General features: G+C 41.4%; 19 protein-coding genes, 1 tRNA gene and 1 pseudogene. 18 read left to right on the forward strand and 3 right to left on the reverse strand.

Features of this window, described 5'->3' with window-relative positions; all coding sequences use genetic code 11:
- Positions 1-13: 13 nt before the first annotated feature.
- Entirely contained in the window at positions 14-466 is a 453-nt protein-coding gene (locus ACQYAD_RS15555) for a YslB family protein (RefSeq protein WP_430239544.1), read from the reverse strand.
- A 420-nt stretch (positions 467-886) separates the two neighbouring features.
- Here ACQYAD_RS15555 and ACQYAD_RS15560 point away from each other — a divergent pair, with 420 nt between their 5' ends.
- From ACQYAD_RS15560 to ACQYAD_RS15575, 4 genes are all read left to right on the forward strand, one after another.
- Positions 887-1,495: a succinate dehydrogenase cytochrome b558 subunit gene (locus tag ACQYAD_RS15560; RefSeq protein ID WP_430239545.1), complete on the forward strand. Its 609-nt coding sequence runs from the start codon at positions 887-889 to the stop codon at positions 1,493-1,495.
- 153 nt (positions 1,496-1,648) lie between these two features.
- Positions 1,649-3,400 carry a succinate dehydrogenase flavoprotein subunit gene (gene sdhA / locus ACQYAD_RS15565; protein ID WP_430239547.1) on the forward strand — a complete coding sequence of 584 codons (1,752 nt, stop codon included), beginning with the start codon at positions 1,649-1,651 and terminating at the stop codon, positions 3,398-3,400.
- Positions 3,401-3,486: 86 nt separating this feature from the next.
- Positions 3,487-4,248, forward strand: coding sequence for a succinate dehydrogenase iron-sulfur subunit (sdhB, locus tag ACQYAD_RS15570; protein ID WP_430239549.1), 762 nt, complete (start codon positions 3,487-3,489; stop codon positions 4,246-4,248).
- A 115-nt stretch (positions 4,249-4,363) separates the two neighbouring features.
- Entirely contained in the window at positions 4,364-4,948 is a 585-nt protein-coding gene (locus tag ACQYAD_RS15575; protein WP_430239550.1) for a class D sortase, read from the forward strand.
- Between the two features lie 20 nt (positions 4,949-4,968).
- On the opposite strand, the gene ACQYAD_RS15580 is transcribed toward ACQYAD_RS15575, so the two are convergent.
- The gene (locus tag ACQYAD_RS15580; protein ID WP_430239551.1) at positions 4,969-5,193 is read right to left on the reverse strand and encodes a spore germination protein; all 225 of its coding nucleotides are present in this window, start codon (positions 5,191-5,193) and stop codon (positions 4,969-4,971) included.
- 682 nt (positions 5,194-5,875) lie between these two features.
- On the opposite strand from ACQYAD_RS15580, the gene ACQYAD_RS15585 reads away from it, so the two are divergent.
- The 14 genes and pseudogenes from ACQYAD_RS15585 to yihA all read left to right on the forward strand — a co-directional run bounded on the left by ACQYAD_RS15585 (position 5,876) and on the right by yihA (position 20,167).
- Positions 5,876-6,100, forward strand: coding sequence for a helix-turn-helix domain-containing protein (locus ACQYAD_RS15585; RefSeq protein WP_430239552.1), 225 nt, complete (start codon positions 5,876-5,878; stop codon positions 6,098-6,100).
- Positions 6,101-6,263: 163 nt separating this feature from the next.
- Positions 6,264-6,719, forward strand: a complete 456-nt coding sequence (locus ACQYAD_RS15590) for a MarR family winged helix-turn-helix transcriptional regulator (RefSeq protein ID WP_430239553.1) — start codon at positions 6,264-6,266, stop codon at positions 6,717-6,719.
- A 10-nt stretch (positions 6,720-6,729) separates the two neighbouring features.
- On the forward strand, positions 6,730-7,524 hold the full coding sequence (gene racE / locus ACQYAD_RS15595; protein WP_430239554.1) for a glutamate racemase: 795 nt from the start codon (positions 6,730-6,732) through the stop codon (positions 7,522-7,524).
- A 123-nt stretch (positions 7,525-7,647) separates the two neighbouring features.
- Positions 7,648-8,724 carry a GerMN domain-containing protein gene (locus ACQYAD_RS15600; RefSeq protein WP_430239555.1) on the forward strand — a complete coding sequence of 359 codons (1,077 nt, stop codon included), beginning with the start codon at positions 7,648-7,650 and terminating at the stop codon, positions 8,722-8,724.
- A 128-nt stretch (positions 8,725-8,852) separates the two neighbouring features.
- A complete protein-coding gene (gene rph, locus ACQYAD_RS15605) occupies positions 8,853-9,605 on the forward strand; it encodes a ribonuclease PH (RefSeq protein ID WP_430240004.1) in 753 nt (250 codons plus the stop codon).
- 21 nt (positions 9,606-9,626) lie between these two features.
- On the forward strand, positions 9,627-10,238 hold the full coding sequence (locus ACQYAD_RS15610; protein ID WP_430240005.1) for an XTP/dITP diphosphatase: 612 nt from the start codon (positions 9,627-9,629) through the stop codon (positions 10,236-10,238).
- Positions 10,235-10,756 (forward strand): metallophosphoesterase, encoded by a 522-nt coding sequence (locus ACQYAD_RS15615; RefSeq protein ID WP_430239556.1) that lies wholly within the window; start codon positions 10,235-10,237, stop codon positions 10,754-10,756. Before ACQYAD_RS15610 ends, ACQYAD_RS15615 begins: the two co-directional genes overlap by 4 nt.
- Positions 10,757-10,872: 116 nt before the next feature.
- A tRNA-Arg gene (locus tag ACQYAD_RS15620) sits at positions 10,873-10,949 on the forward strand.
- Positions 10,950-11,106: 157 nt separating this feature from the next.
- Positions 11,107-12,153, forward strand: a complete 1,047-nt coding sequence (locus ACQYAD_RS15625; RefSeq protein ID WP_430239558.1) for a tetratricopeptide repeat protein — start codon at positions 11,107-11,109, stop codon at positions 12,151-12,153.
- A 159-nt stretch (positions 12,154-12,312) separates the two neighbouring features.
- Positions 12,313-13,590 (forward strand): trigger factor, encoded by a 1,278-nt coding sequence (gene tig / locus ACQYAD_RS15630; protein WP_430239560.1) that lies wholly within the window; start codon positions 12,313-12,315, stop codon positions 13,588-13,590.
- Positions 13,591-13,987: 397 nt separating this feature from the next.
- The gene (gene clpX, locus ACQYAD_RS15635; RefSeq protein ID WP_430239561.1) at positions 13,988-15,253 is read left to right on the forward strand and encodes an ATP-dependent protease ATP-binding subunit ClpX; all 1,266 of its coding nucleotides are present in this window, start codon (positions 13,988-13,990) and stop codon (positions 15,251-15,253) included.
- A 145-nt stretch (positions 15,254-15,398) separates the two neighbouring features.
- Positions 15,399-17,065: pseudogene (lonB, locus tag ACQYAD_RS15640) on the forward strand (ATP-dependent protease LonB).
- A 196-nt stretch (positions 17,066-17,261) separates the two neighbouring features.
- Positions 17,262-19,589, forward strand: a complete 2,328-nt coding sequence (lon, locus tag ACQYAD_RS15645; RefSeq protein ID WP_430239562.1) for an endopeptidase La — start codon at positions 17,262-17,264, stop codon at positions 19,587-19,589.
- On the forward strand, positions 19,586-20,167 hold the full coding sequence (gene yihA / locus ACQYAD_RS15650; protein WP_430239563.1) for a ribosome biogenesis GTP-binding protein YihA/YsxC: 582 nt from the start codon (positions 19,586-19,588) through the stop codon (positions 20,165-20,167). The genes lon and yihA overlap by 4 nt, the downstream gene beginning before the upstream one ends.
- Positions 20,168-20,197: 30 nt before the next feature.
- On the opposite strand, the gene ACQYAD_RS15655 is transcribed toward yihA, so the two are convergent.
- Complete coding sequence (locus ACQYAD_RS15655; protein ID WP_430239566.1) at positions 20,198-20,683, reverse strand: LiaI-LiaF-like domain-containing protein; 486 nt, start codon at positions 20,681-20,683, stop codon at positions 20,198-20,200.
- Positions 20,684-20,829: the final 146 nt, after the last annotated feature.

Consider the following 20,829-nt stretch of genomic DNA (forward strand, 5'->3'; position numbering starts at 1 on the left):
GGTTTTAATAAGCCTACAGGATGCTGTCTTTTCGATCCCATTTTACGGTAAACTGAACTTTTTGCGCCTTTTTAACAGGGTGTTCAAAAGCCTCTGCAACTACACCCTTTTGATGTTCAATTTGTTGGGCTAAAAAACCGGCTTCAAGCTGGAAAAAATGTTCAGCTTTTGTTTTTACACGGGATACCATCAATGGGCTTGTCAACTCGAATTCTAATTCATCCTTTGTTTCGCTTTTAATGACAAGGTCTCCCCATGAGGCTTGCACAAAAAAATCAATAAGGTCTTCCTTGGTTTCAACAGGATAGTTTCTGGCGAGCTTTTTTCCAGCCCAATATAAAATTTCCGGAGTATCTTTCCCTAATAGTTCAGGGATCAGAAACTCCCTTAAAAGTTCGTAACCGAAAACAGTCATATTTTCCGGTTCAGTTGTATGAGCTAGTTCAGCTGGCATTTGTTCTTTCATGGTCTCCCCTCTTTCTATCATACTATTATATACAATCTATTTTTAGAAAAAAATAGAGTTTTAAATCCGAAGAATTTGTTATTTTAATATAAATCCATTACAATCCGCTATTTACTATGATTCCCTTTTTACCAAAAAAATTGGCGGTAAATTATGGCTTCTAAAGGGAAGATTTGCTTATCAAATCAAGACTCTTGCTGTAGTGTGACAACATCTTATCAATATATTTAAAAAATTTTATGTTTATAAAATATTTGTGTATACGGTTTCTTGACGCTCCAAGGTGATGGGAGTAAAATGAACTTGTCACATAATTGTTAAAAAGAAGGCTTTACAATTTACTATGATGATAGATTTTACTTTTCCCATAGGGAAAAAGGTGAAATCTTTTCATCATGAAAATCTAAAGGGGGTAAAAATATGGCAAGTAATCGGGAGTATGTTCACCGCAGACTGCACTCATTATTCGGAGTTATTCCAGTCGGATTATTCCTTATCGTGCATCTCACAGTCAATTATTTTGCTACAAGGGGAGAGTCATCTTTTAACAGTGCAATCGGCTTTATGGAAGGTCTTCCATTTCTGATCATTCTAGAAATTGTGTTGATTTTCCTGCCGCTGTTATATCATGCAATTTATGGCCTTTATATTGCTTTTACTGCCGCTCCTAACAATGGACGATTAGGCTATTTTCGCAACTGGATGTTTTTGCTGCAGCGCATTACTGGGGTTATCACCCTGATCTTCGTTGCGTGGCATGTTTGGGAAACAAGGATTGCTTATGCGCTAGGGACAGCACTTAATTTTCAAATGATGGCCAATATCTTATCATCGCCATTTATGTTCTGGTTCTATCTTATTGGCGTATTATCGACAATTTTTCATTTTTCAAACGGATTATGGTCATTTGCTGTGAGTTGGGGGATTACCGTTTCTCCTCGTTCGCAAAGAATTTCTACATATGTCACAATGGTGATTTTTGTTCTGCTTGCAATTATTGGAATTCGAGATTTGCTTGCTTTTGTTTGATAGATAAATGAAAACCCGCCGACTGCCGAGTCCCTAAGGACGAAGACAGAGTCGCAGTTTCAATGTATGCTTCAGAATTTATTTATGGATATAAATTCTGATTAGCCAGGAAGTTAATCATGGAAGGATTAATGATTTAAGGAGTGAGTCACGATGAGTAAAGGTAAGGTGATTGTCGTCGGCGGCGGTTTAGCCGGCTTGATGGCAACAGTTAAAATTACAGAACACGGGGTACCGGTTGAGTTATTTTCGCTTGTACCGGTAAAACGTTCTCACTCTGTTTGTGCCCAAGGTGGTATTAATGGAGCAGTAAATACAAAAGGCGAAGGAGATTCTCCTTGGATTCATTTTGATGACACGATTTACGGCGGGGATTTTTTAGCGAATCAGCCTCCTGTCAAGGCTATGTGTGAAGCCGCTCCTGGCATTATTCACTTATTTGACCGGATGGGTGTAATGTTTAACCGTACGCCGGAAGGATTATTAGACTTTCGCCGCTTTGGCGGTACACAGCATCACCGTACGGCATTTGCCGGTGCGACAACAGGGCAGCAATTGCTATATGCATTGGATGAACAAGTTCGCCGCCAGGAAGTAGCTGGACTTGTAACGAAATATGAGGGATGGGAATTTCTTGGTGCGGTAATCGATGACGATGGGGTATGCCGTGGGATTGTTGCCCAAAATTTAAAAACAATGGAAATCAAGTCATTTGCTGCTGATGCGGTAATTATGGCAACTGGCGGACCGGGGATTATTTTTGGAAAATCAACAAATTCTGTCATTAACACAGGTTCAGCAGCCTCCATCCTTTATCAGCAAGGTGTTTATTATGCAAATGGAGAGTTCATCCAAATTCATCCAACCGCTATTCCGGGGGATGACAAGCTTCGCTTAATGAGTGAATCCGCACGTGGCGAAGGCGGCCGTGTATGGACATATAAGGATGGTAAGCCATGGTATTTCCTAGAGGAAAAATACCCTGCATATGGCAATCTTGTACCTCGTGATATTGCAACGAGGGAAATTTTCCATGTCTGCAATGACTTAAAACTTGGCATCAATGGAGAAAACATGGTCTATCTCGACCTTTCCCATAAAGATCCACATGAATTGGATGTAAAACTTGGCGGAATCATCGAAATTTATGAAAAGTTTACCGGCGAAGATCCGCATAAAGTTCCGATGAAAATTTTCCCTGCTGTTCACTATTCAATGGGCGGCATGTGGGTTGATTATGATCAAATGACGAATATACCTGGGCTATTTGCTGCGGGTGAATGCGATTTTTCGCAGCACGGAGCTAACCGGTTAGGTGCCAACTCGCTGTTATCTGCTATATACGGCGGTATGGTTGCCGGTCCAAACGCAGTCAACTATATCAATGGTCTTGAGAAAAGTTCGGATGCTGTATCTTCAACAGTCTTTGACCGCTATGTCAAAGAACAAGAGGAAAAGTGGAATTCGATTATGTCGTTGGATGGTACTGAAAATGCATACGTTCTTCATAAAGAACTAGGGGAATGGATGACAGCAAATGTAACGGTTGTGCGTTACAATGACAAGCTTTTGCGTACAGACGAGAAAATTCAGGAACTATTGGAGCGTTATCAAAAGATTAATATCAATGATACATCGAAATGGAGCAACCAGGGTGCGGCCTTTACAAGACAATTGCAAAACATGCTGCAGCTTGCCCGGGTGATTACATTAGGTGCATATAACCGAAATGAAAGCCGCGGTGCTCACTACAAACCTGATTTCCCTAACCGTAATGATGAAGAATGGCTAAAAACGACAATGGCAAAGTTTGTTGATGCGAAATCTGCTCCAGCTTTTCATTATGAAGATGTCGATATCTCATTGATTAAGCCTCGAGTGCGCGATTACTCGAAAGCTCATTAATGAAACCTTCAGTGTTTGATTACGAAAGGTTTCCAAATACGAGCTCGGGTTTGGGATTATTTTAATATGTAAGGGGAGTAGATTGTATGTCTGAAACGAAAACAGTAAAATTTATTATAGCCCGGCAAGATAATCCAGATTCTCCTTCTTATGAGGAGGAATTTGAGCTTCCATATCGGCCGAATATGAATGTTATTTCTGCTTTAATGGAGATTCGCAGAAATCCGGTCAATACAAAAGGCCAAGAAACGACACCGATTGTTTGGGAGATGAACTGCCTGGAGGAGGTTTGCGGCGCATGTTCTATGGTTATTAATGGAAAGCCACGGCAGTCTTGTACGGCACTAGTCGATAAATTGGAGCAGCCAATCCGCTTGGAGCCGATGCGGACATTCCCAGTTGTCCGTGACCTTCAGGTTGACCGCAGCCGAATGTTTGATTCATTAAAGAAAGTGAAAGCCTGGATTCCGATAGATGGAACATATGATTTGGGTCCTGGTCCCCGGATGCCGGAAACGAAACGGCAATGGGCTTATGAGCTTTCAAAATGCATGACTTGCGGTGTCTGTCTTGAAGCATGCCCAAATGTCAACAGCAAATCAAACTTTATCGGACCACAGCCGCTTTCACAGGTTCGGTTATTCAATGCCCATCCAACTGGTGCGATGAATAAAGCAGAACGGCTGGAAGCGATAATGGGAGAAGGCGGTCTAGCCGGCTGTGGCAATTCGCAAAACTGTGTTCAGTCTTGTCCAAAAGGTATCCCGTTGACGACGTCAATTGCTGCATTGAATCGTGATACGGTGATCCAATCCTTTAAAAACTTTTTTGGCAGCGACCATATTTAAACTAAATTTAAAGCCTCTTTTTCATAAAGAGGCTTTTTGTGTCTTAAAAATTTTTGCTCCGGAAAATGTTCGTTTGGTATACTGTATGAAAAGACTGGTTAAAAGAGGACGGTTTATGAGACGAAAAAATTGGATTCCCGTTTTGTTTGTTTTAGCAGGAGTGGTTTTAGTGGGTATCGGCGGTTGGCAGCTTGTTAATGGGAAGCTGCAAACAGGAGAAGCGTTGAAAAAAGCGAAAGCTGTAATCCAAGCGCAGCCAAATCCCGTACAAAAAGAAAGCATTGCTGAAAGCAAGCCGCCTGCTGTCGGGGATGCCATCGGCCTTTTAGACATACCGAAAATAAAAGCTGTGTTGCCGATTGTAGAAGGGACCGATCCGGATGACCTTGCAAAAGGTGTCGGCCATTTTAAAGGATCGTCCCTGCCCACAGAAAAAGGTCAAATCGTTTTATCCGGTCATCGGGATACTGTTTTTCGCAAATTAGGAGAATTAAAAATCGGAGATCCTTTAAATGTAAAAGCAAAAACCGGCAGCCAAACGTATAAAATCACAAATACAAAAATCGTCAACTCGGATGATAGGAGCATTATCACGCTGCAAAAAACGAAAGAAGAGCTAATTTTAACAACGTGCTATCCATTTGGGTATATTGGAAATGCGCCCAAAAGATATATTGTTTACGCGTCCCCGGCTAATTAAGCAGGATTTTTTCCTGCTTTTTAGTTATTTCCGCACATTGGCTGATCAATTGCATCGGGATCAATGTAATTGGTGCCGCTTATTCCATTATTCGTTATGTTGTAAATTCCTGTGTTGAATCCCCCTGAACCTGCGGGCGTTTTCGATGCGATCTTCGGTGAAACAAACAAGCTATCCCCAAATTCAACAATTCCGTTTCCACTGACAATATTGATTTGAATCGGGCCACCAATAATTGCTGGCATATGCAACACTCTTTTCTTAAAATTAAGCCAATTCATAAAATAATCTATGCACTTACCCATATTGTCGTTCATTTTTTTATGTAGTGGCATAGCCTCAAATCGAATTCGAATGCTGAGTTCCTAAGACAAATCGTCTGTCATACTATATGATGAATTTTATTTAGAACGAGGTGGAAAAAATGTTTTTTCGTTATTACCCTTATTCCTTTTTTCCTGCTGTAACCCCATTCTTGGCTTATGGACATTACAATCCATATTTACCAAGCAGCTTTCACCCATATGGGGGGTACCAGCAACCAAAGACGACAGTTAGTTTTGGCGCATCATCCTCTCCACACGCTTTTCATGTTCCTATAGGCATTCCTGCTATACATGGTCATTAATCGTATCCCTGAATTCATGACATAAAAAATACAAACACAAGGAATTTATTTCTAATCGGTGATACTTTATGTTGACTTTTGATTTCTGCTTCACGGAAAGTGAGCATCATGTAGCGGAAATCAACATCCTTCTTAAAGGTAATCCATCTTTGGATACGCAAACGCACATTTTTTACAAAAATTCATTCACTCTCAAGGTATTCCAGTCACTCGAAAAGTTTTTTTCACATATGATATGGTGACTAAATATATACCCACCCCACGGTTCATACTGGCGAAGGCAAGGAGGGTTACAATACTTGAAGGAGAATGAATATACTCACAAGCCGTTACTCACCAAACGAGAAAAAGAAGTATTCGAACTGTTAGTACAAGACAAAACAACAAAAGAAATCGCTGGTGAATTATTTATAAGCGAAAAGACGGTTCGGAATCATATTTCAAATGCCATGCAAAAGCTTGGTGTTAAGGGGCGTTCACAAGCAGTTGTAGAGCTCCTTCGAATGGGAGAGCTAGAACTTTAAATATGACCGGCATCCTTATGGGAGGCCGGTTCATATTTTTATAGGAAAACTCCAACCTTGAAATTTTTATAGGAAAGGTAGAAAATAAGATCAAGACTTTGGTTGAACAAGCTGTTTTCGGCAGTCGGAACAGACTCCGAAATCTTTAGGGGAGCTGTGGGTAATGGAACTCGAAAATACAATTGAAAATCATGTTGACCGTGTGTCTCTTATTGAAAAAGAATTGCGTTACATAGCCGGAATTATTAAGCAAAAAGGAAGAGAACTGTTAAGCAATTATACGATTACCCCTCCGCAATTTGTTGCCTTGCAATGGCTTTACGAGTATGGCGATATGACGATCGGGGATCTTTCCAATAAAATGTATTTGGCCTGCAGCACAACAACCGATCTCGTGGATCGAATGGAGAAAAACCAGCTCGTCATCCGGGTAAAGGACAGTCAGGATCGTCGTGTTGTCAGAATTCATTTATTGGAAGAAGGCGAGAGAATTATTCAAGAAGTGATTAAAAAACGGCAAATTTATTTGCAAGAAGTGCTGAAAAACTTTTCAGATGAAGAAATACAGTTGCTTCAAAGCAATTTAGTGAAATTGCATCAAGAAATGCGCGAAGATTGAGGGGAGAAGTTTGAAACAACCGATTGGTGTGATTGACTCTGGTGTAGGGGGGCTGACCGTCGCCAAGGAAATCATGAGACAGCTTCCAAATGAAGAAATTATTTATTTTGGCGATACGGCCAGATGCCCATACGGACCAAGAACGAGCAGGGAAGTTAAGAAATTCACTTGGGAAATGACGCAGTTTTTATTGCAAAAAAAAATAAAAATGCTTGTCATTGCCTGCAACACAGCAACTGCTGCTGCCCTAGAGGAAATTCAAAGGGAACTTCGCATCCCGGTATTGGGTGTGATTTATCCGGGAGCCCGGGCAGCTATTAAAAAAACAAAGAACTATCGGGTGGGGATTATTGGTACAGAAGGAACAGTGAAGAGCGGAGCGTATGAAAAAGCATTAAAAGCGCTAAACAGCCGCTTATTTGTCACAAGCCTCGCCTGTCCAAAATTTGTACCGCTCGTAGAAAGCGGCGAGTATTCAGGACCGGTTGCACAAAAGATTGTCGAAGAATCATTAAATCCGTTAATCGGTCAAAATTTGGATACCCTTATTTTGGGTTGTACACATTACCCGTTGCTCGAGCCGTTGATTAAACAATATATGGGGCCGAGCGTGAACGTGATCAGCTCTGGAGACGAAACAGCAAGAGAAATCAGTGCGATTTTGCAATATAATGGGATGCTAAGTACAAGTGAGGATGAGCCTGTCCATGTCTTTTATACATCAGGATCAAAGGCAATTTTTTCAAAAATTGCCTCCGAATGGCTTGGTATGCCAATAGAAAACGTAAAATGGAAAAGATTCTAGCAGATATAAAAGCTCCTTATCATAAAAAAGGAGTTTTTTTTGTCCATATTTTTTCCCAAAACGGTCTAAATTCAAAATATGCTCGTATATATTGTAGTACAAACTGTCTTGGGAGGGATTTGTATGATTAAAAATAAAACGGCAACGATTTTTGTTTCGGCTGTTTTTGCTTCTACACTGCTTTTATCCGGCTGTTCTCTCTTTGGTACGGAAACAGCAAAAAAAATTGATCCGCCAAAAGATGTGACGATCTCCAAAGCAAATAACCCGGCAGCAACAACTGCCAAACAATCAACCAAGGGTGCAACTGCAACAGAAGCGAAAGCAAAGGAAACGATTAAAACAGAGTTATATTTAATTGATAAAAACGGCTATGTCGTTCCGCAAACGATCGCAATGCCGAAAACAACGTCGATTGCAAAGCAGGCACTAGAATATTTAGTAGCGGATGGGCCGGTTTCACAGCTCTTGCCAAATGGCTTTAGAGCGGTACTTCCAGCTGGAACGCAAATGTCTGTTGATATTAAAGACGGCGTCGCATCCGTTGATTTTTCAAAAGAATTTAAAAATTATCAGGTAGCTGATGAAAGCAAAATTCTTCAAGCTGTTACATGGACATTAACGCAGTTTGACACAGTTAAAAGCGTGAAGCTGGCGATGAATGGGAAACCGCTTGATAAGATGCCTGTCAAGGGGACACCTATCAGTGAAAATCTTTCAAGAGCAAGCGGAATAAACATAGATACTTCTGACGTATTGGATATTACCAATACAAAACCGGTAACGGTTTATTATATCGGCGGCGAAGAAGGATCCTATTACTATGTACCGGTAACGCGGAGGGTAAGCAATAGTGTGAAAGACAATGTGGTTGCGGCTGTTGACGAATTGGTGAAAGGTCCAAATCAATCTTCCAATCTTGTTTCTGATTTTATGCCAAAAGTAAAGCTGCTTGAAACGCCGAAAGTCGAGAATGGTAAAGTGACATTGAATTTTAATGATTCTGTCTACGGCAGTTTTAAAGAAAAAGTGATCTCTCAGCACTTGTTGGATGAACTTGTTCTGTCATTGACGGAGCAGAAGGGAATTAAGGAAGTTTCTGTTTTAGTGAAAGGGAAAGCCGAGTTGGTAAAAGAAGATGGAAAAAAATTAACGGCTCCAGTAACTCGTCCTGAAAAAGTGAACACAGGTAGTTTCTAAAAAAAGATTTTTGTTATACTATATAGAGGCAATAAAAGAGGTTGGCTTTAAAGCCGCCTCTTCTTTCATGTACAATGGCTTGTTGATTCCAAAGATTGAAGATTGTTGATGAATGGGAGGAAGGATTGTTGCGAGCAGATGGCAGAGAACGATTGCAATTAAGGCCCGTACATATTGAAACCAATTACTTAAAACATCCCGAAGGATCTGTGCTTATTTCTGTGGGAGACACGAAAGTGATATGCACAGCCAGTATCGAAGAACGGGTTCCTCCATTTTTGCGCGGCGGAGGAAAAGGCTGGATTACCGCTGAGTATTCAATGTTGCCAAGGGCAACTGAAGCACGAAACATTCGCGAATCATCAAAAGGGAAAGTAACCGGCCGGACGATGGAGATTCAGCGCTTAATCGGCAGAGCTTTACGGTCCATTGTTGATCTTCAGGTGATTGGTGAACGAACGGTCTGGATTGACTGTGATGTTATTCAGGCTGACGGCGGCACAAGGACGGCGTCGATCACTGGCGCATTTGTCGCTATGTCCTTTGCGTTAAACAGCTTGGCGGAGAAAAAGGCACTACCCCGCTTTCCAATAACTGATTTTTTAGCAGCTACAAGTGTCGGGATTTTAGAAAATGATGAAACAGTGTTAGATTTAAATTATACAGAGGATTCGAAGGCGAAAGTCGATATGAATATCGTGATGACCGGCAGCGGTGAATTTGTAGAATTGCAAGGCACTGGCGAAGAAGCTACTTTTTCGTATCAGCAGCTTCAAGATCTGCTTATGGCGGGACAACAGGGCCTAATGGATCTTTTCGAATATCAAACAAGTGCGCTTGGGGAAGAAATCGCAAAAAAGATCGAAAAACGAAAAAAGTAGCTGGGAGGTATCGTGAAATTGTTGAAGGAAGTTATCATTGCAACAAAGAATCCCGGTAAAGCGAAAGAATTTACAGAAATGTTTTTATCAAGAGGCATTGTTGTAAAAACACTGCAGGACTATCCCGACATCCCCGATATCGAAGAGACGGGTCAAACGTTTGCAGAAAATGCAATTTTAAAAGCAGAGAAAGTTTCGCTGTTTTTGGGGAAAATGGCCATTAGCGATGATTCCGGCTTGATCGTTGATGCCCTCGATGGACGCCCTGGGATTTTTTCGGCAAGATATGCTGGCGAAGAAAAAAATGATGAAGCTAACATCAGAAAGGTATTGCAAGAGTTAACAGGGGTACCGGCAGAACAGCGGACGGCAAGATTTTATTGTGCTTTGGCTATTGCCATTCCAGGCAAGGAAACGGTAACGGTGTCGGGAACATGTGAAGGCCGCATATTGGAAACTCGCAAAGGAACGAACGGATTTGGCTATGATCCGATCTTTTTTATTCCGGAGAAAAATGGTTCGATGGCAGAACTGTCAGCCGAAGAGAAAAACAAAATCAGCCACCGTGCCAATGCATTAAAACAATTGGATCGCATGCTTGATGCAATTCTTGAAGGAGCTGTCCGGCCTTGAGCAAAGTATTAATTGTCAGCGACAGCCACGGTTTAACCCATGAACTTGGGGTCATAAAGGAAAGGCATCGGAAAGAAACGGAGCTGATGATTCACTGCGGCGACTCGCAATTGATGGCCGATCATCATGCTATGTCCGAGTTTGTCACAGTAAGGGGGAATTGCGATTTTGATACGAGATTTCCACTCGATACTGTCGAAGAAGTTGGAGGCAGAAAGATTTTTGTGACCCATGGACATAACCATTCCGTCAAAACTTCCCTTATGAACCTGAATTACCGGGCACAAGAGCTTCAAGCCGATCTTGTCTGCTTCGGGCATTCGCATGTTTTGGGTGCAGAGCTGATGAACGGTATCTTATTTCTGAATCCCGGGAGCATTCGTCTTCCGCGGGAACGTTTCGAAAAAACCTATGTGATTGTAGAGTTGCGTAAAGAAGTGGTGAAGTTAACTGTATATGAGGTAAACGGCAAAAAGCTAGACGCCTTATCGCGCGAATTTGTCTTACCACAAAAATAAATGGCTGCATAAGATAAAAGAGGGGGAGTTGATCCTCACCCTCTTTTTTAAAAAAACTTGTTGACTTTTAAAAATATGGCTAATATAATAAACCTTGTCTTTGAAAAATCAAATCTGTCCCAGTAGCTCAGCTGGATAGAGCATACGCCTTCTAAGCGTACGGTCGGGGGTTCGAATCCCTCCTGGGACGCCATCACCAAACCATTTAACTACATACCAAATATACTTGCTCATCTAGGTCTAGATGAGTTTTTTTCTTTTTAATAAAAAGTGTTCCTACAAAAAATTTGATTTTCTCTTCCCTCGTGCTAAACTATTTCCCATAAGCACGCGAAAGATAGGGGCGGCAAATGAATAAGAAACCAATAAAATCAAAAGAAAATATCATTTTTTTTCCGAACCTTGAAAGGCGTCTTGCACAAAAAGGTTTGGAAAGGCTGCAAGCGAAGAAGGTTAGCGAAGCAATTGAATTTTTGGAGAAAGCCAAGGAGCTTGATGCCGAAAATGAAGAGACTCTGATCGGCTTAGTCCTTGCTTATGTTGAAGCAGGCAGCTTTCATAAAGCAAAAGGTCTTGCAAAGGAAATGCTATTAAAAGGAATCGGCCATTATGATCAAATGATCGATCTTTATATAACCATTCTGCTGCAGCTTCACGAGTATTCCGAAATTGTTGCCACTATTGAAACATTGCTGGAAGAAAGCGAAATACCAGCAGACAAAGCAGCCCGTTTTTCTACCATTTTGCAGTTTAGCAAAAGGATGGCGGAAAATGGTTTTCCACCTATTAATGAAAAAGAAAAATATGACTTAATGCCTGAAGCGGATGAACAGGTTGGAGAGCAGTCTTTGAATCTATATGCTCTAAATGATGCAAATGAACAAATGCTTTTGGTCTCACGCCTTGCAGATAAAAATATTCGGCCATTTATGGATGAAATTCAAGACTATTTGGCGGATCGGGCGGGGCATCCATTCCTTAAAACCTTGCTGTTAAATCTATTAAAAGAGCAAGAGTTTGAAAAAGAAGTTCAGGTTGAGAAATTCCGAATTGAAAAAATTGTGGTTCCTTTAGAATTGCCTGATATTCGAAACCAAGGAAGAATGATGGATATCGTCGAAATTCTTCAAGATCGGCTGGAACAGAAAGATCCTATTCTATTGGAAAACATCAGAAGCCTTGTAGAGCGTCATTTTTTTATCGTTTATCCGTTTCAGCTTGAGCCGGACGAACCCCGTGCATGGGCTGCAGCATTTCATTTTCTTACATTGGAATACTACGGACAAAGCCCTGAAGTTACCAGTCTGGCAGATATGTATCGACAACCTGCAGAACACTTGACACAGGCAATTGAATGGATTAAGGAAATTGAAGAAATTTCATATCCCCTGATTTAGTGGGGTTGTTGACGATAAGTGTCGTATGCTATAATGTAGGGGTTGCATTGTGTAAAAAAGCATTTTTAAAGTGAATAGTGCTTGTCGGACAAGACATATTCATACGAATCCGTTCAGAATGAATGAGGATAGATTAGATTGTTGGAGGGAAAAATCAGTATGACAGCGAAATGGGAAAAGTTAGAAGGCAACAGTGGTGTTCTTACTGTTGAAGTAAGTGTAGATAAAGTGAATGAAGGTTTGGACGCTGCGTTTAAAAAAGTGGTAAAGCAAGTATCTGTTCCTGGATTCCGCAAAGGGAAAATTCCCCGCGGCTTGTTTGAAAAACGGTTCGGCGTAGAGTCCCTGTATCAGGATGCTTTAGACATTCTTCTTCCTGAAGCATACGAAAATGCAATAAAAGAAACGGGAATCGAGCCTGTTGATCGTCCAGACATCGATATCGAACAAATTGAAAAAGGAAAAGAACTGATTTTCAAGGCGACTGTAACAGTGAAGCCTGAAGTGAAATTGGGCGAATACAAAGGCTTGGAAGTTGAAGAATTTGATGCAACTGTAACGGATGAAGATATCGAAAACGAATTGAAAGAACAGCAAAATCGTCATGCTGAGCTTGTCGTAAAAGAAGACGGAAAAGCTGAAAATGGCGATACAGTTGTAATCGATTTTGAAGGATTCGTTGACGGCGAAGCGTTCGAAGGCGGAAAAGGTGAAAATTATTCACTTGAATTAGGTTCCGGTTCCTTCATTCCAGGATTTGAAGAACAATTAGTAGGCACTGCTGCCGGAGAATCAAAAGATGTAGAAGTAACATTCCCGGAAGAGTACCATGCTGCTGAACTTGCTGGTAAACCTGCTGTATTTAAAGTGACTGTTCACGAAGTAAAAGGAAAAGAACTGCCTGCTTTAGATGATGAATTTGCAAAAGATGTGGATGATGAAGTTGAAACACTTGCCGAATTAAAAGAAAAAATTCGTACACGCTTAGCTGACAGCAAAGCGCATGAAGCAGAGCACCATGTACGTGACACTGTCGTAGAAAAAGCCGCTGCGAATGCTGAAGTGGATATTCCGCCAGTCATGATTGAAAATGAAATCAACCGCATGATGCAGGAATTTGAACAGCGCCTGCAAATGCAAGGAATGAACTTGGAGCTTTATTTCCAATTCTCTGGTCAGGAAGAACAAACTCTTCGCGAACAAATGCGAGAAGAAGCTGAAACGCATGTGCGTGTAAACTTGACATTGGAAGCCATTGCAAATGCTGAAAATATCGAAGTGACGGATGAAGAAGTGAATGAAGAGCTTGAAAAAATGGCAGGAATGTATAATATGACTGCCGACAATGTCAGAGCAGCACTTGGCGGAGTTGAAATGATTAAATCGGATCTAAAACTTCGCAAAGCGATCGATTTTCTTGTTGAAAATAAAAAATAATCGCACATTTGCCAAATAATAATAAAACAAGGCACGATTTGTTCGTGCCTTGTTTTATACAAGAATTCAATTACATATTATAATAGTGGTAGAACGATTTCAGTACGTTCTTGGGCTGGAAAAACTTATACATAGAGAATTTTTAAAATCGCTGATGGGCGTGACTTATTTTTTATCATTATGGATAAGCTTAAGTGAGTACATAAATTCGTAATACGACACTCATAATGGGGCTTCCGTAGAAACATCTTTTCTTTAAGCGTTTTTATTTCCAGTCTTGAGATTAAATATGTTACAATGCAATACATAACACTGAAATAGTTTTTAAAAAATTTCCATCTGCTTTTGATTTGCAGGCTTTTTCGCAGAGTATAGACGTTTTCAAGGGGTGAAAATATTGTTTAAATTTAATGATGAAAAGGGTCAATTAAAATGTTCATTCTGCGGCAAAACGCAGGATCAAGTTCGCAAGCTGGTTGCCGGACCTGGTGTATATATATGTGATGAATGTATTGAGTTATGTACAGAAATCGTTGAAGAGGAGCTTGGCACCGAAGAAGAAGTCGAATTTAAAGATGTTCCAAAGCCAAGAGAAATTCGGGAAATCCTGGATGAATATGTAATTGGCCAAGATCAGGCGAAGAAATCATTATCTGTTGCAGTCTATAATCACTATAAGCGAATTAATTCGAATAGTAAAATCGATGATATTGAGCTGTCGAAAAGCAATATTGTCATGATTGGACCGACAGGAAGCGGAAAAACCTTGCTGGCGCAAACGCTGGCGCGGATTTTAAATGTTCCGTTTGCTATTGCAGATGCAACATCGCTTACCGAAGCGGGTTATGTTGGTGAAGATGTTGAAAATATTTTATTGAAATTGATCCAGGCTGCTGATTACGATGTGGAAAAGGCCGAAAAGGGAATTATTTATATCGATGAAATTGATAAAATTGCCCGAAAATCGGAAAACCCCTCGATCACAAGAGATGTTTCTGGAGAAGGTGTGCAGCAGGCATTGCTGAAAATTTTGGAAGGAACCGTTGCGAGTGTGCCGCCACAAGGCGGACGAAAACATCCACATCAGGAATTTATCCAAATTGATACAACCAATATTCTGTTTATTTGCGGCGGGGCTTTTGATGGAATTGAACCAATCATTAAACGCCGTTTAGGCCAAAAAGTCATTGGCTTTGGTTCGGATATTAAACAATCGGAAGTCAGCCAAAAAGAGTTGCTTTCAAAAGTATTGCCGGAAGACTTGCTGCGTTTTGGCTTAATTCCAGAATTTATCGGCCGTTTGCCGGTTATCGCCAGTCTTGAACAATTGGATGAAGAAGCATTGATTGAAATTTTAACGAAACCAAAAAATGCGCTTGTGAAACAATATCAAAAAATGCTTGAGCTCGATGGCGTCGATCTGGAATTTGAAGAAGGGGCGCTAAAAGAAATTGCCAAAAAAGCAATCGAACGGAAAACGGGTGCGCGCGGCTTGCGATCGATTATCGAAGGCATCATGCTCGATGTGATGTTTGACCTTCCGTCTCGGGATGACATTTCCAAATGCATCATCACAAAAGAAACAGTCGCTGAAAACAGCATTCCAAAACTCGTCTTGGAAGACGGAACGATTGTTGAAGAAGAAAGAAAAACAAGTGCATAAATAAAGAAGTTGCCCTTAAACCAGGGCAGCTTCTTTTTGACTTAGTGGAAACACGGTTGTGAATCTTTGGATTTGTTGTTTATTCCACCTTGTCAACGGAAATACTGATAGGTATATAAGAGTATTAGTTGCAGGAGGGAATACGATGAGTTGGACGGGGATCGCCTTATTTATACAACTTTTTTTCGGTGTTGTAATTGGATTGTATTTTTGGAATTTGTTAAGAAACCAGCGAACACAGAAAGTATCGATTGACCGTGAATCGCGCAAAGAAATGGAGCAATTGCGAAAAATGCGCTCCATTTCCTTAACTGAACCGCTTTCCGAGAAAGTGAGACCTGCAAGTTTTGCCGATATCGTCGGTCAGCAGGATGGCATTAAATCGTTGCGAGCCGCGCTGTGCGGGCCAAATCCGCAGCATGTCATTATTTATGGCCCGCCGGGAGTGGGAAAAACGGCTGCAGCCCGATTGGTTCTAGAAGAAGCCAAAAAAAATCCGAAGTCTCCTTTTAAAAATACTTCCGTTTTTGTTGAATTGGATGCAACAACTGCAAGATTTGATGAACGGGGGATTGCAGATCCTTTGATCGGTTCTGTTCACGACCCAATCTATCAAGGGGCAGGAGCAATGGGTCAGGCTGGAATACCCCAGCCAAAACAAGGAGCTGTTACCAATGCCCATGGCGGAGTATTGTTCATCGATGAGATCGGGGAACTGCACCCGATTCAAATGAATAAGCTACTGAAGGTTTTAGAGGATCGAAAAGTATTTTTAGAAAGCGCTTATTATCATGAAGAAAATACGCAAATACCGACCCATATTCATGACATATTTAAAAATGGGCTGCCGGCTGATTTCCGTTTAATTGGGGCAACGACAAGAACGCCAAATGAAATTCCTCCTGCGATCCGCTCGCGCTGCATGGAAGTCTTTTTCAGGGAGTTAACCGAAGAGGAAATTTACGAGGTTGCTAAAAAAGCTGCAGATAAAGTAAACCTAACCATACAAGATTCAGGCTTAACCATTTTGGCCAACTATGCCAGAAACGGTCGAGAAGCAGTCAATATGATCCAAATTGCTGCCGGATTGGCGATCACAGATAATCGAAATTATATTAAAGATGAAGAAATTGAATGGGTGATCCACTCCAGCCAGCTAACGCCAAGAATGGAACGAAAAATCAATGAAGTGTCGACTATTGGGCTTGTCAATGGACTCGCTGTATACGGGCCGAACTCTGGCGCACTTCTTGAAATCGAGGTTACCGTTATACCGGCAAAAGAAAAAGGCTCAATTAATATTACCGGGATTGTGGATGAGGAAAGCATGGGTCCCAAGGAAAATCGATCCGGAGAAAAAGCATGGCTCGCGGTTCAATCGAAAATGTTATCACGGTGCTTCGGTCAATGGGTGTGCCGGCGGACGAATATGATATTCATGTGAACTTTCCGGGCGGTATTCCAATCGACGGGCCATCCGCCGGAATTGCAATGGCGACAGGAATATATTCAGCCATCTATAAAATTCCAATCAATCACGAAGTAGCGATGACTGGAGAAATTAGCATTCATGGGAATGTTAAACCAATTGGCGGCGTGTATCCGAAAGTTAAAGCAGCGAAAAAGGCTGGCGCAAAAACAGTGATTATTCCGAAAGAAAATATGCAGTCGATGTTAAAGGAAATTGAGGGAATCACGATTGTCCCGGTTGATCATTTGACTGAAGTTTTTCAAGTTGCGCTAGTGAAAGAGTTTCATCCAAAAAAAGTTATTCCGGCTGCTGTCGAACTTTCAAAAAAAGAGATGATTTAATGCAAAACACTTCCGTTTAGAACGAATAAGCGGAAGTGTTTATTTTGCTTTTTTGGGAAAAGTAACAATATCAGACATCTTGCTTTAGAAACGTTCTCTTTAATTAGACACATACATGCAAATGAGATAGAATTGTACAAAGATATTCCTGTTTTTAAAGCAAGGATGCATGTTAAGTATTTGGAGGTGCAGTATTTTGGCAGAACAAAAGGAAATCATTATCCCTCTCCTGCCGCTTCGCGGATTGCTTGTTTATCCAACGATGGTACTTCATTTAGATGTTGGACGTGAAAAATCGATACAAGCACTCGAAAAAGCAATGGTCGATGACCACTTGATTTTTTTGACAACACAAAAAGAAGTTTCGATAGATGAGCCGACAGAAGATGATTTATATACAACGGGAACCATAACAAAAGTTAAGCAAATGCTTAAGCTTCCAAATGGGACAATCAGAGTTTTAGTCGAAGGGCTAACGAGAGGAAAGATCGTCTCCTTTAATGAAGAGGACAATTACTTTTCTGTTCATGTAAATCCTTTTGAAGATATGCCGGAAAAGGACGTTGAAGACGAAGCATTAATGAGGACGATGCTTGATTATTTTGAGCAATACATAAAATTGTCAAAGAAAATATCTGCGGAGACGTTTGCCTCTGTTGCGGATATTGAAGAGCCAGGCAGGATGGCTGATATTATCTCTTCGCATTTGCCATTAAAGCAAAAGGAAAAACAGGAGATTCTGGAAACGATTGATGTGAAAGAACGAATGAACAGGGTAATCAGCATCATTCATAACGAAAAAGAAGTGCTGAATCTTGAGAAAAAAATTGGCCAGCGCGTCAAACGTTCAATGGAAAGAACGCAAAAGGAATATTATTTACGCGAGCAAATGAAGGCGATTCAAAAAGAACTCGGCGAGAAGGAAGGAAAATCAGGAGAAATAGCTGAACTGACGGAGAAAATTGAGCAGGCGGGAATGCCGGATCATGTCAAACAAACGGCATTTAAAGAATTGGACCGCTATGAAAAAGTTCCGGCAAGTTCAGCTGAGAGTGCCGTGATCCGCAATTACCTTGAGTGGCTGATCACGCTGCCTTGGAGCAAAAAGACAGAGGACGATTTGGATATTCACCGTGCCGAGAGGATCTTAAACCAGGATCATTATGGACTTGAAAAAGTAAAGGAGCGCGTGTTGGAATATTTAGCAGTTCAGCAGCTGACCCATTCGTTAAAAGGGCCGATCCTTTGTTTGGCCGGACCTCCGGGAGTGGGGAAAACGAGTTTGGCACGATCGATTGCCAGATCATTGAAACGAAATTTTGTCCGCGTTTCCCTTGGAGGCGTGCGCGATGAATCAGAAATTCGCGGCCATCGACGGACATATGTCGGTGCCATGCCCGGAAGAATCATTCAAGGAATGAAAAAAGCAGGGACGATCAACCCGGTTTTTCTATTAGACGAAATCGATAAAATGTCGAATGATTTTCGCGGCGACCCCTCTTCGGCCATGCTGGAAGTGCTCGATCCTGAACAAAATCACAATTTTAGCGACCATTATATCGAGGAGCCTTACGATTTATCAAAGGTGATGTTTATTGCAACCGCCAATAACTTAGCGACGATACCCGGCCCGTTGCTTGATCGAATGGAAATCATTACAATCGCCGGCTATACAGAAATTGAAAAGGTTCATATTACAAGAGATCATTTGCTGCCAAAACAGCTAAAAGAGCATGGACTTTCCAAAGGAATCCTGCAAGTAAGAGAAGATGCAATTGTCAAAATCGTCCGCTACTATACGCGTGAAGCAGGGGTACGGAACCTTGAGCGTCAAGTGGCCGCCATTTGCCGGAAAACGGCCAAAATCGTTGTTTCAGGTGAGAAAAAACGCGTGATTATTACCGAGAAAAATGTGGAAGAATTTTTAGGAAAACCAAGGTACCATTACGGACAAGCCGAACAGGAAAATCAAGTCGGGGTCGCAACCGGGCTTGCGTATACGACGGTTGGCGGCGATACGCTGCAAATTGAAGTATCATTGTCACCGGGTAAAGGAAAATTAGTGTTGACCGGAAAACTGGGCGATGTTATGAAAGAATCGGCACAGGCAGCATTCAGCTATGTTCGCTCAAAAGCGAAAGAGCTGGGGATAGAAGAAGATTTTCACGAGAAATATGATATCCATATTCATGTTCCTGAAGGGGCTGTGCCGAAAGATGGTCCATCTGCTGGGATTACGATCGCGACAGCGCTTGTGTCTGCTTTATCGGGCAAAGCGATTCGAAAAGAAGTTGGCATGACTGGAGAAATTACGTTAAGAGGAAGGGTTCTGCCGATTGGCGGACTGAAGGAAAAAACATTAGGTGCACACCGGGCAGGCTTAACGAAAATTATTTTGCCGAAAGATAATGAAAAAGATATCGATGACATCCCGGACAGCATTCGCAGCGAAATGGATTTTGTGCTTGTTTCCCATGTTGATGAAGTATTAAAGCATGCCCTTGTTGAGGGTGGGACGCAATGAAAGTAACCAGCTCAAATATTGTGATCAGTGCCGTCAAGCCGGAACAATATCCGGAGACAACGCTGCCGGAATTCGCCTTGGCAGGCCGCTCCAATGTCGGCAAGTCGTCTTTTATAAATAAAATGCTGAATCGCAAAGGTTTGGCCCGAATCTCGTCAAAGCCGGGTAAAACGCAAACGTTGAACTTCTATCTTATTAATGACGTACTCCATTTTGTCGATGTTCCAGGCTATGGCTACGCAAAGGTTTCCAAAAAAGAGCGCGAAGCTTGGGGAAAGATGATTGAGACGTATTTTACAACGAGGGCACAGCTAAAAGCGGTCATTTTAATTGTTGATTTGCGCCATCCACCGACAGCGGATGATCGAATGATGTATGATTTTCTCAAGCATTATGAAATTCCATGCATCGTCATTGCCACAAAAGCGGATAAAATCCCAAAAGGAAAGTGGCAGAAACACTTGAACGTAACAAAAGAAGAATTGGAGCTGGAAAAAACGGATCATCTCGTCCTATTTTCCTCAGAAACCGGCCTGGGAAAAGACGAAGCATGGCGCATTATTGAAAGCTTTCGATAAAAAATAAGCGCTCAAGTCTAGCTTGAGCGCTTATTTTTTCTTTTTATAAAGCAAAAAGACCCCGGCAGCAATTAAGATCGCCGGCCAAAATTTCCATCCTGTTTCCGCTTTTGTCTGAATGACGCCAAGATAGCCAGCCAGTTTATCATAAAAGAGTAAGAAAATGGCCAAAAATAAAAAAAGAACGGTTTGAAAGAGTCCTGTATGCGTTTTTTGATAGCGGAGCAAGAGCCCTAACGCAATCACAAAGATAAAAAAGCCGTTTTGATTTTGAAAAATGGCAAACTGGTTAGCAGTATGAAAATTCAAGCCAAATCCGGTTAAAATAACACCCGGCAAAATCGCTTCATAATCTTTTGCGATATAGCCTTGCCCTAAAAAAGCAATTCCTGCAATGATCATGAGCGTTGGCCAGGTGAAAATCTGAGGAAACAAGGTGATCCCTGCCTGCTGGAGGAAAAAATAGGCACCAAAGCCGATCAGAATAATTCCAGGAAATATTTGTTGATTTTTCATGAGCAATCACACCATCCAATAAGGTTTGCTTGAATCTATCACATTTATTTGATACTGTACTAGAGGAAGGAAATGTCGTTTCCTGTTAATCAAAGAAGATTTTCCTTTTCTTTCGCTCTAATCTTAACATAGAGTTTTGGTTTCTG

This window comes from Neobacillus sp. SM06, assembly GCF_050496765.1.
GTDB lineage: Bacteria > Bacillota > Bacilli > Bacillales > Cytobacillaceae > JAEVLT01.

Coding starts and splice junctions, on each gene's coding strand:
- ACQYAD_RS15555 (WP_430239544.1), bottom strand. CDS start 466: ATGAAAGAACAAATGCCAGCTGAACTAGCTCATACAACTGAACCGGAA.
- ACQYAD_RS15560 (WP_430239545.1), top strand. CDS start 887: ATGGCAAGTAATCGGGAGTATGTTCACCGCAGACTGCACTCATTATTC.
- sdhA (WP_430239547.1), top strand. CDS start 1,649: ATGAGTAAAGGTAAGGTGATTGTCGTCGGCGGCGGTTTAGCCGGCTTG.
- sdhB (WP_430239549.1), top strand. CDS start 3,487: ATGTCTGAAACGAAAACAGTAAAATTTATTATAGCCCGGCAAGATAAT.
- ACQYAD_RS15575 (WP_430239550.1), top strand. CDS start 4,364: ATGAGACGAAAAAATTGGATTCCCGTTTTGTTTGTTTTAGCAGGAGTG.
- ACQYAD_RS15580 (WP_430239551.1), bottom strand. CDS start 5,193: ATGCCAGCAATTATTGGTGGCCCGATTCAAATCAATATTGTCAGTGGA.
- ACQYAD_RS15590 (WP_430239553.1), top strand. CDS start 6,264: ATGGAACTCGAAAATACAATTGAAAATCATGTTGACCGTGTGTCTCTT.
- ACQYAD_RS15600 (WP_430239555.1), top strand. CDS start 7,648: ATGATTAAAAATAAAACGGCAACGATTTTTGTTTCGGCTGTTTTTGCT.
- ACQYAD_RS15625 (WP_430239558.1), top strand. CDS start 11,107: ATGAATAAGAAACCAATAAAATCAAAAGAAAATATCATTTTTTTTCCG.
- tig (WP_430239560.1), top strand. CDS start 12,313: ATGACAGCGAAATGGGAAAAGTTAGAAGGCAACAGTGGTGTTCTTACT.
- yihA (WP_430239563.1), top strand. CDS start 19,586: ATGAAAGTAACCAGCTCAAATATTGTGATCAGTGCCGTCAAGCCGGAA.
- ACQYAD_RS15655 (WP_430239566.1), bottom strand. CDS start 20,683: ATGAAAAATCAACAAATATTTCCTGGAATTATTCTGATCGGCTTTGGT.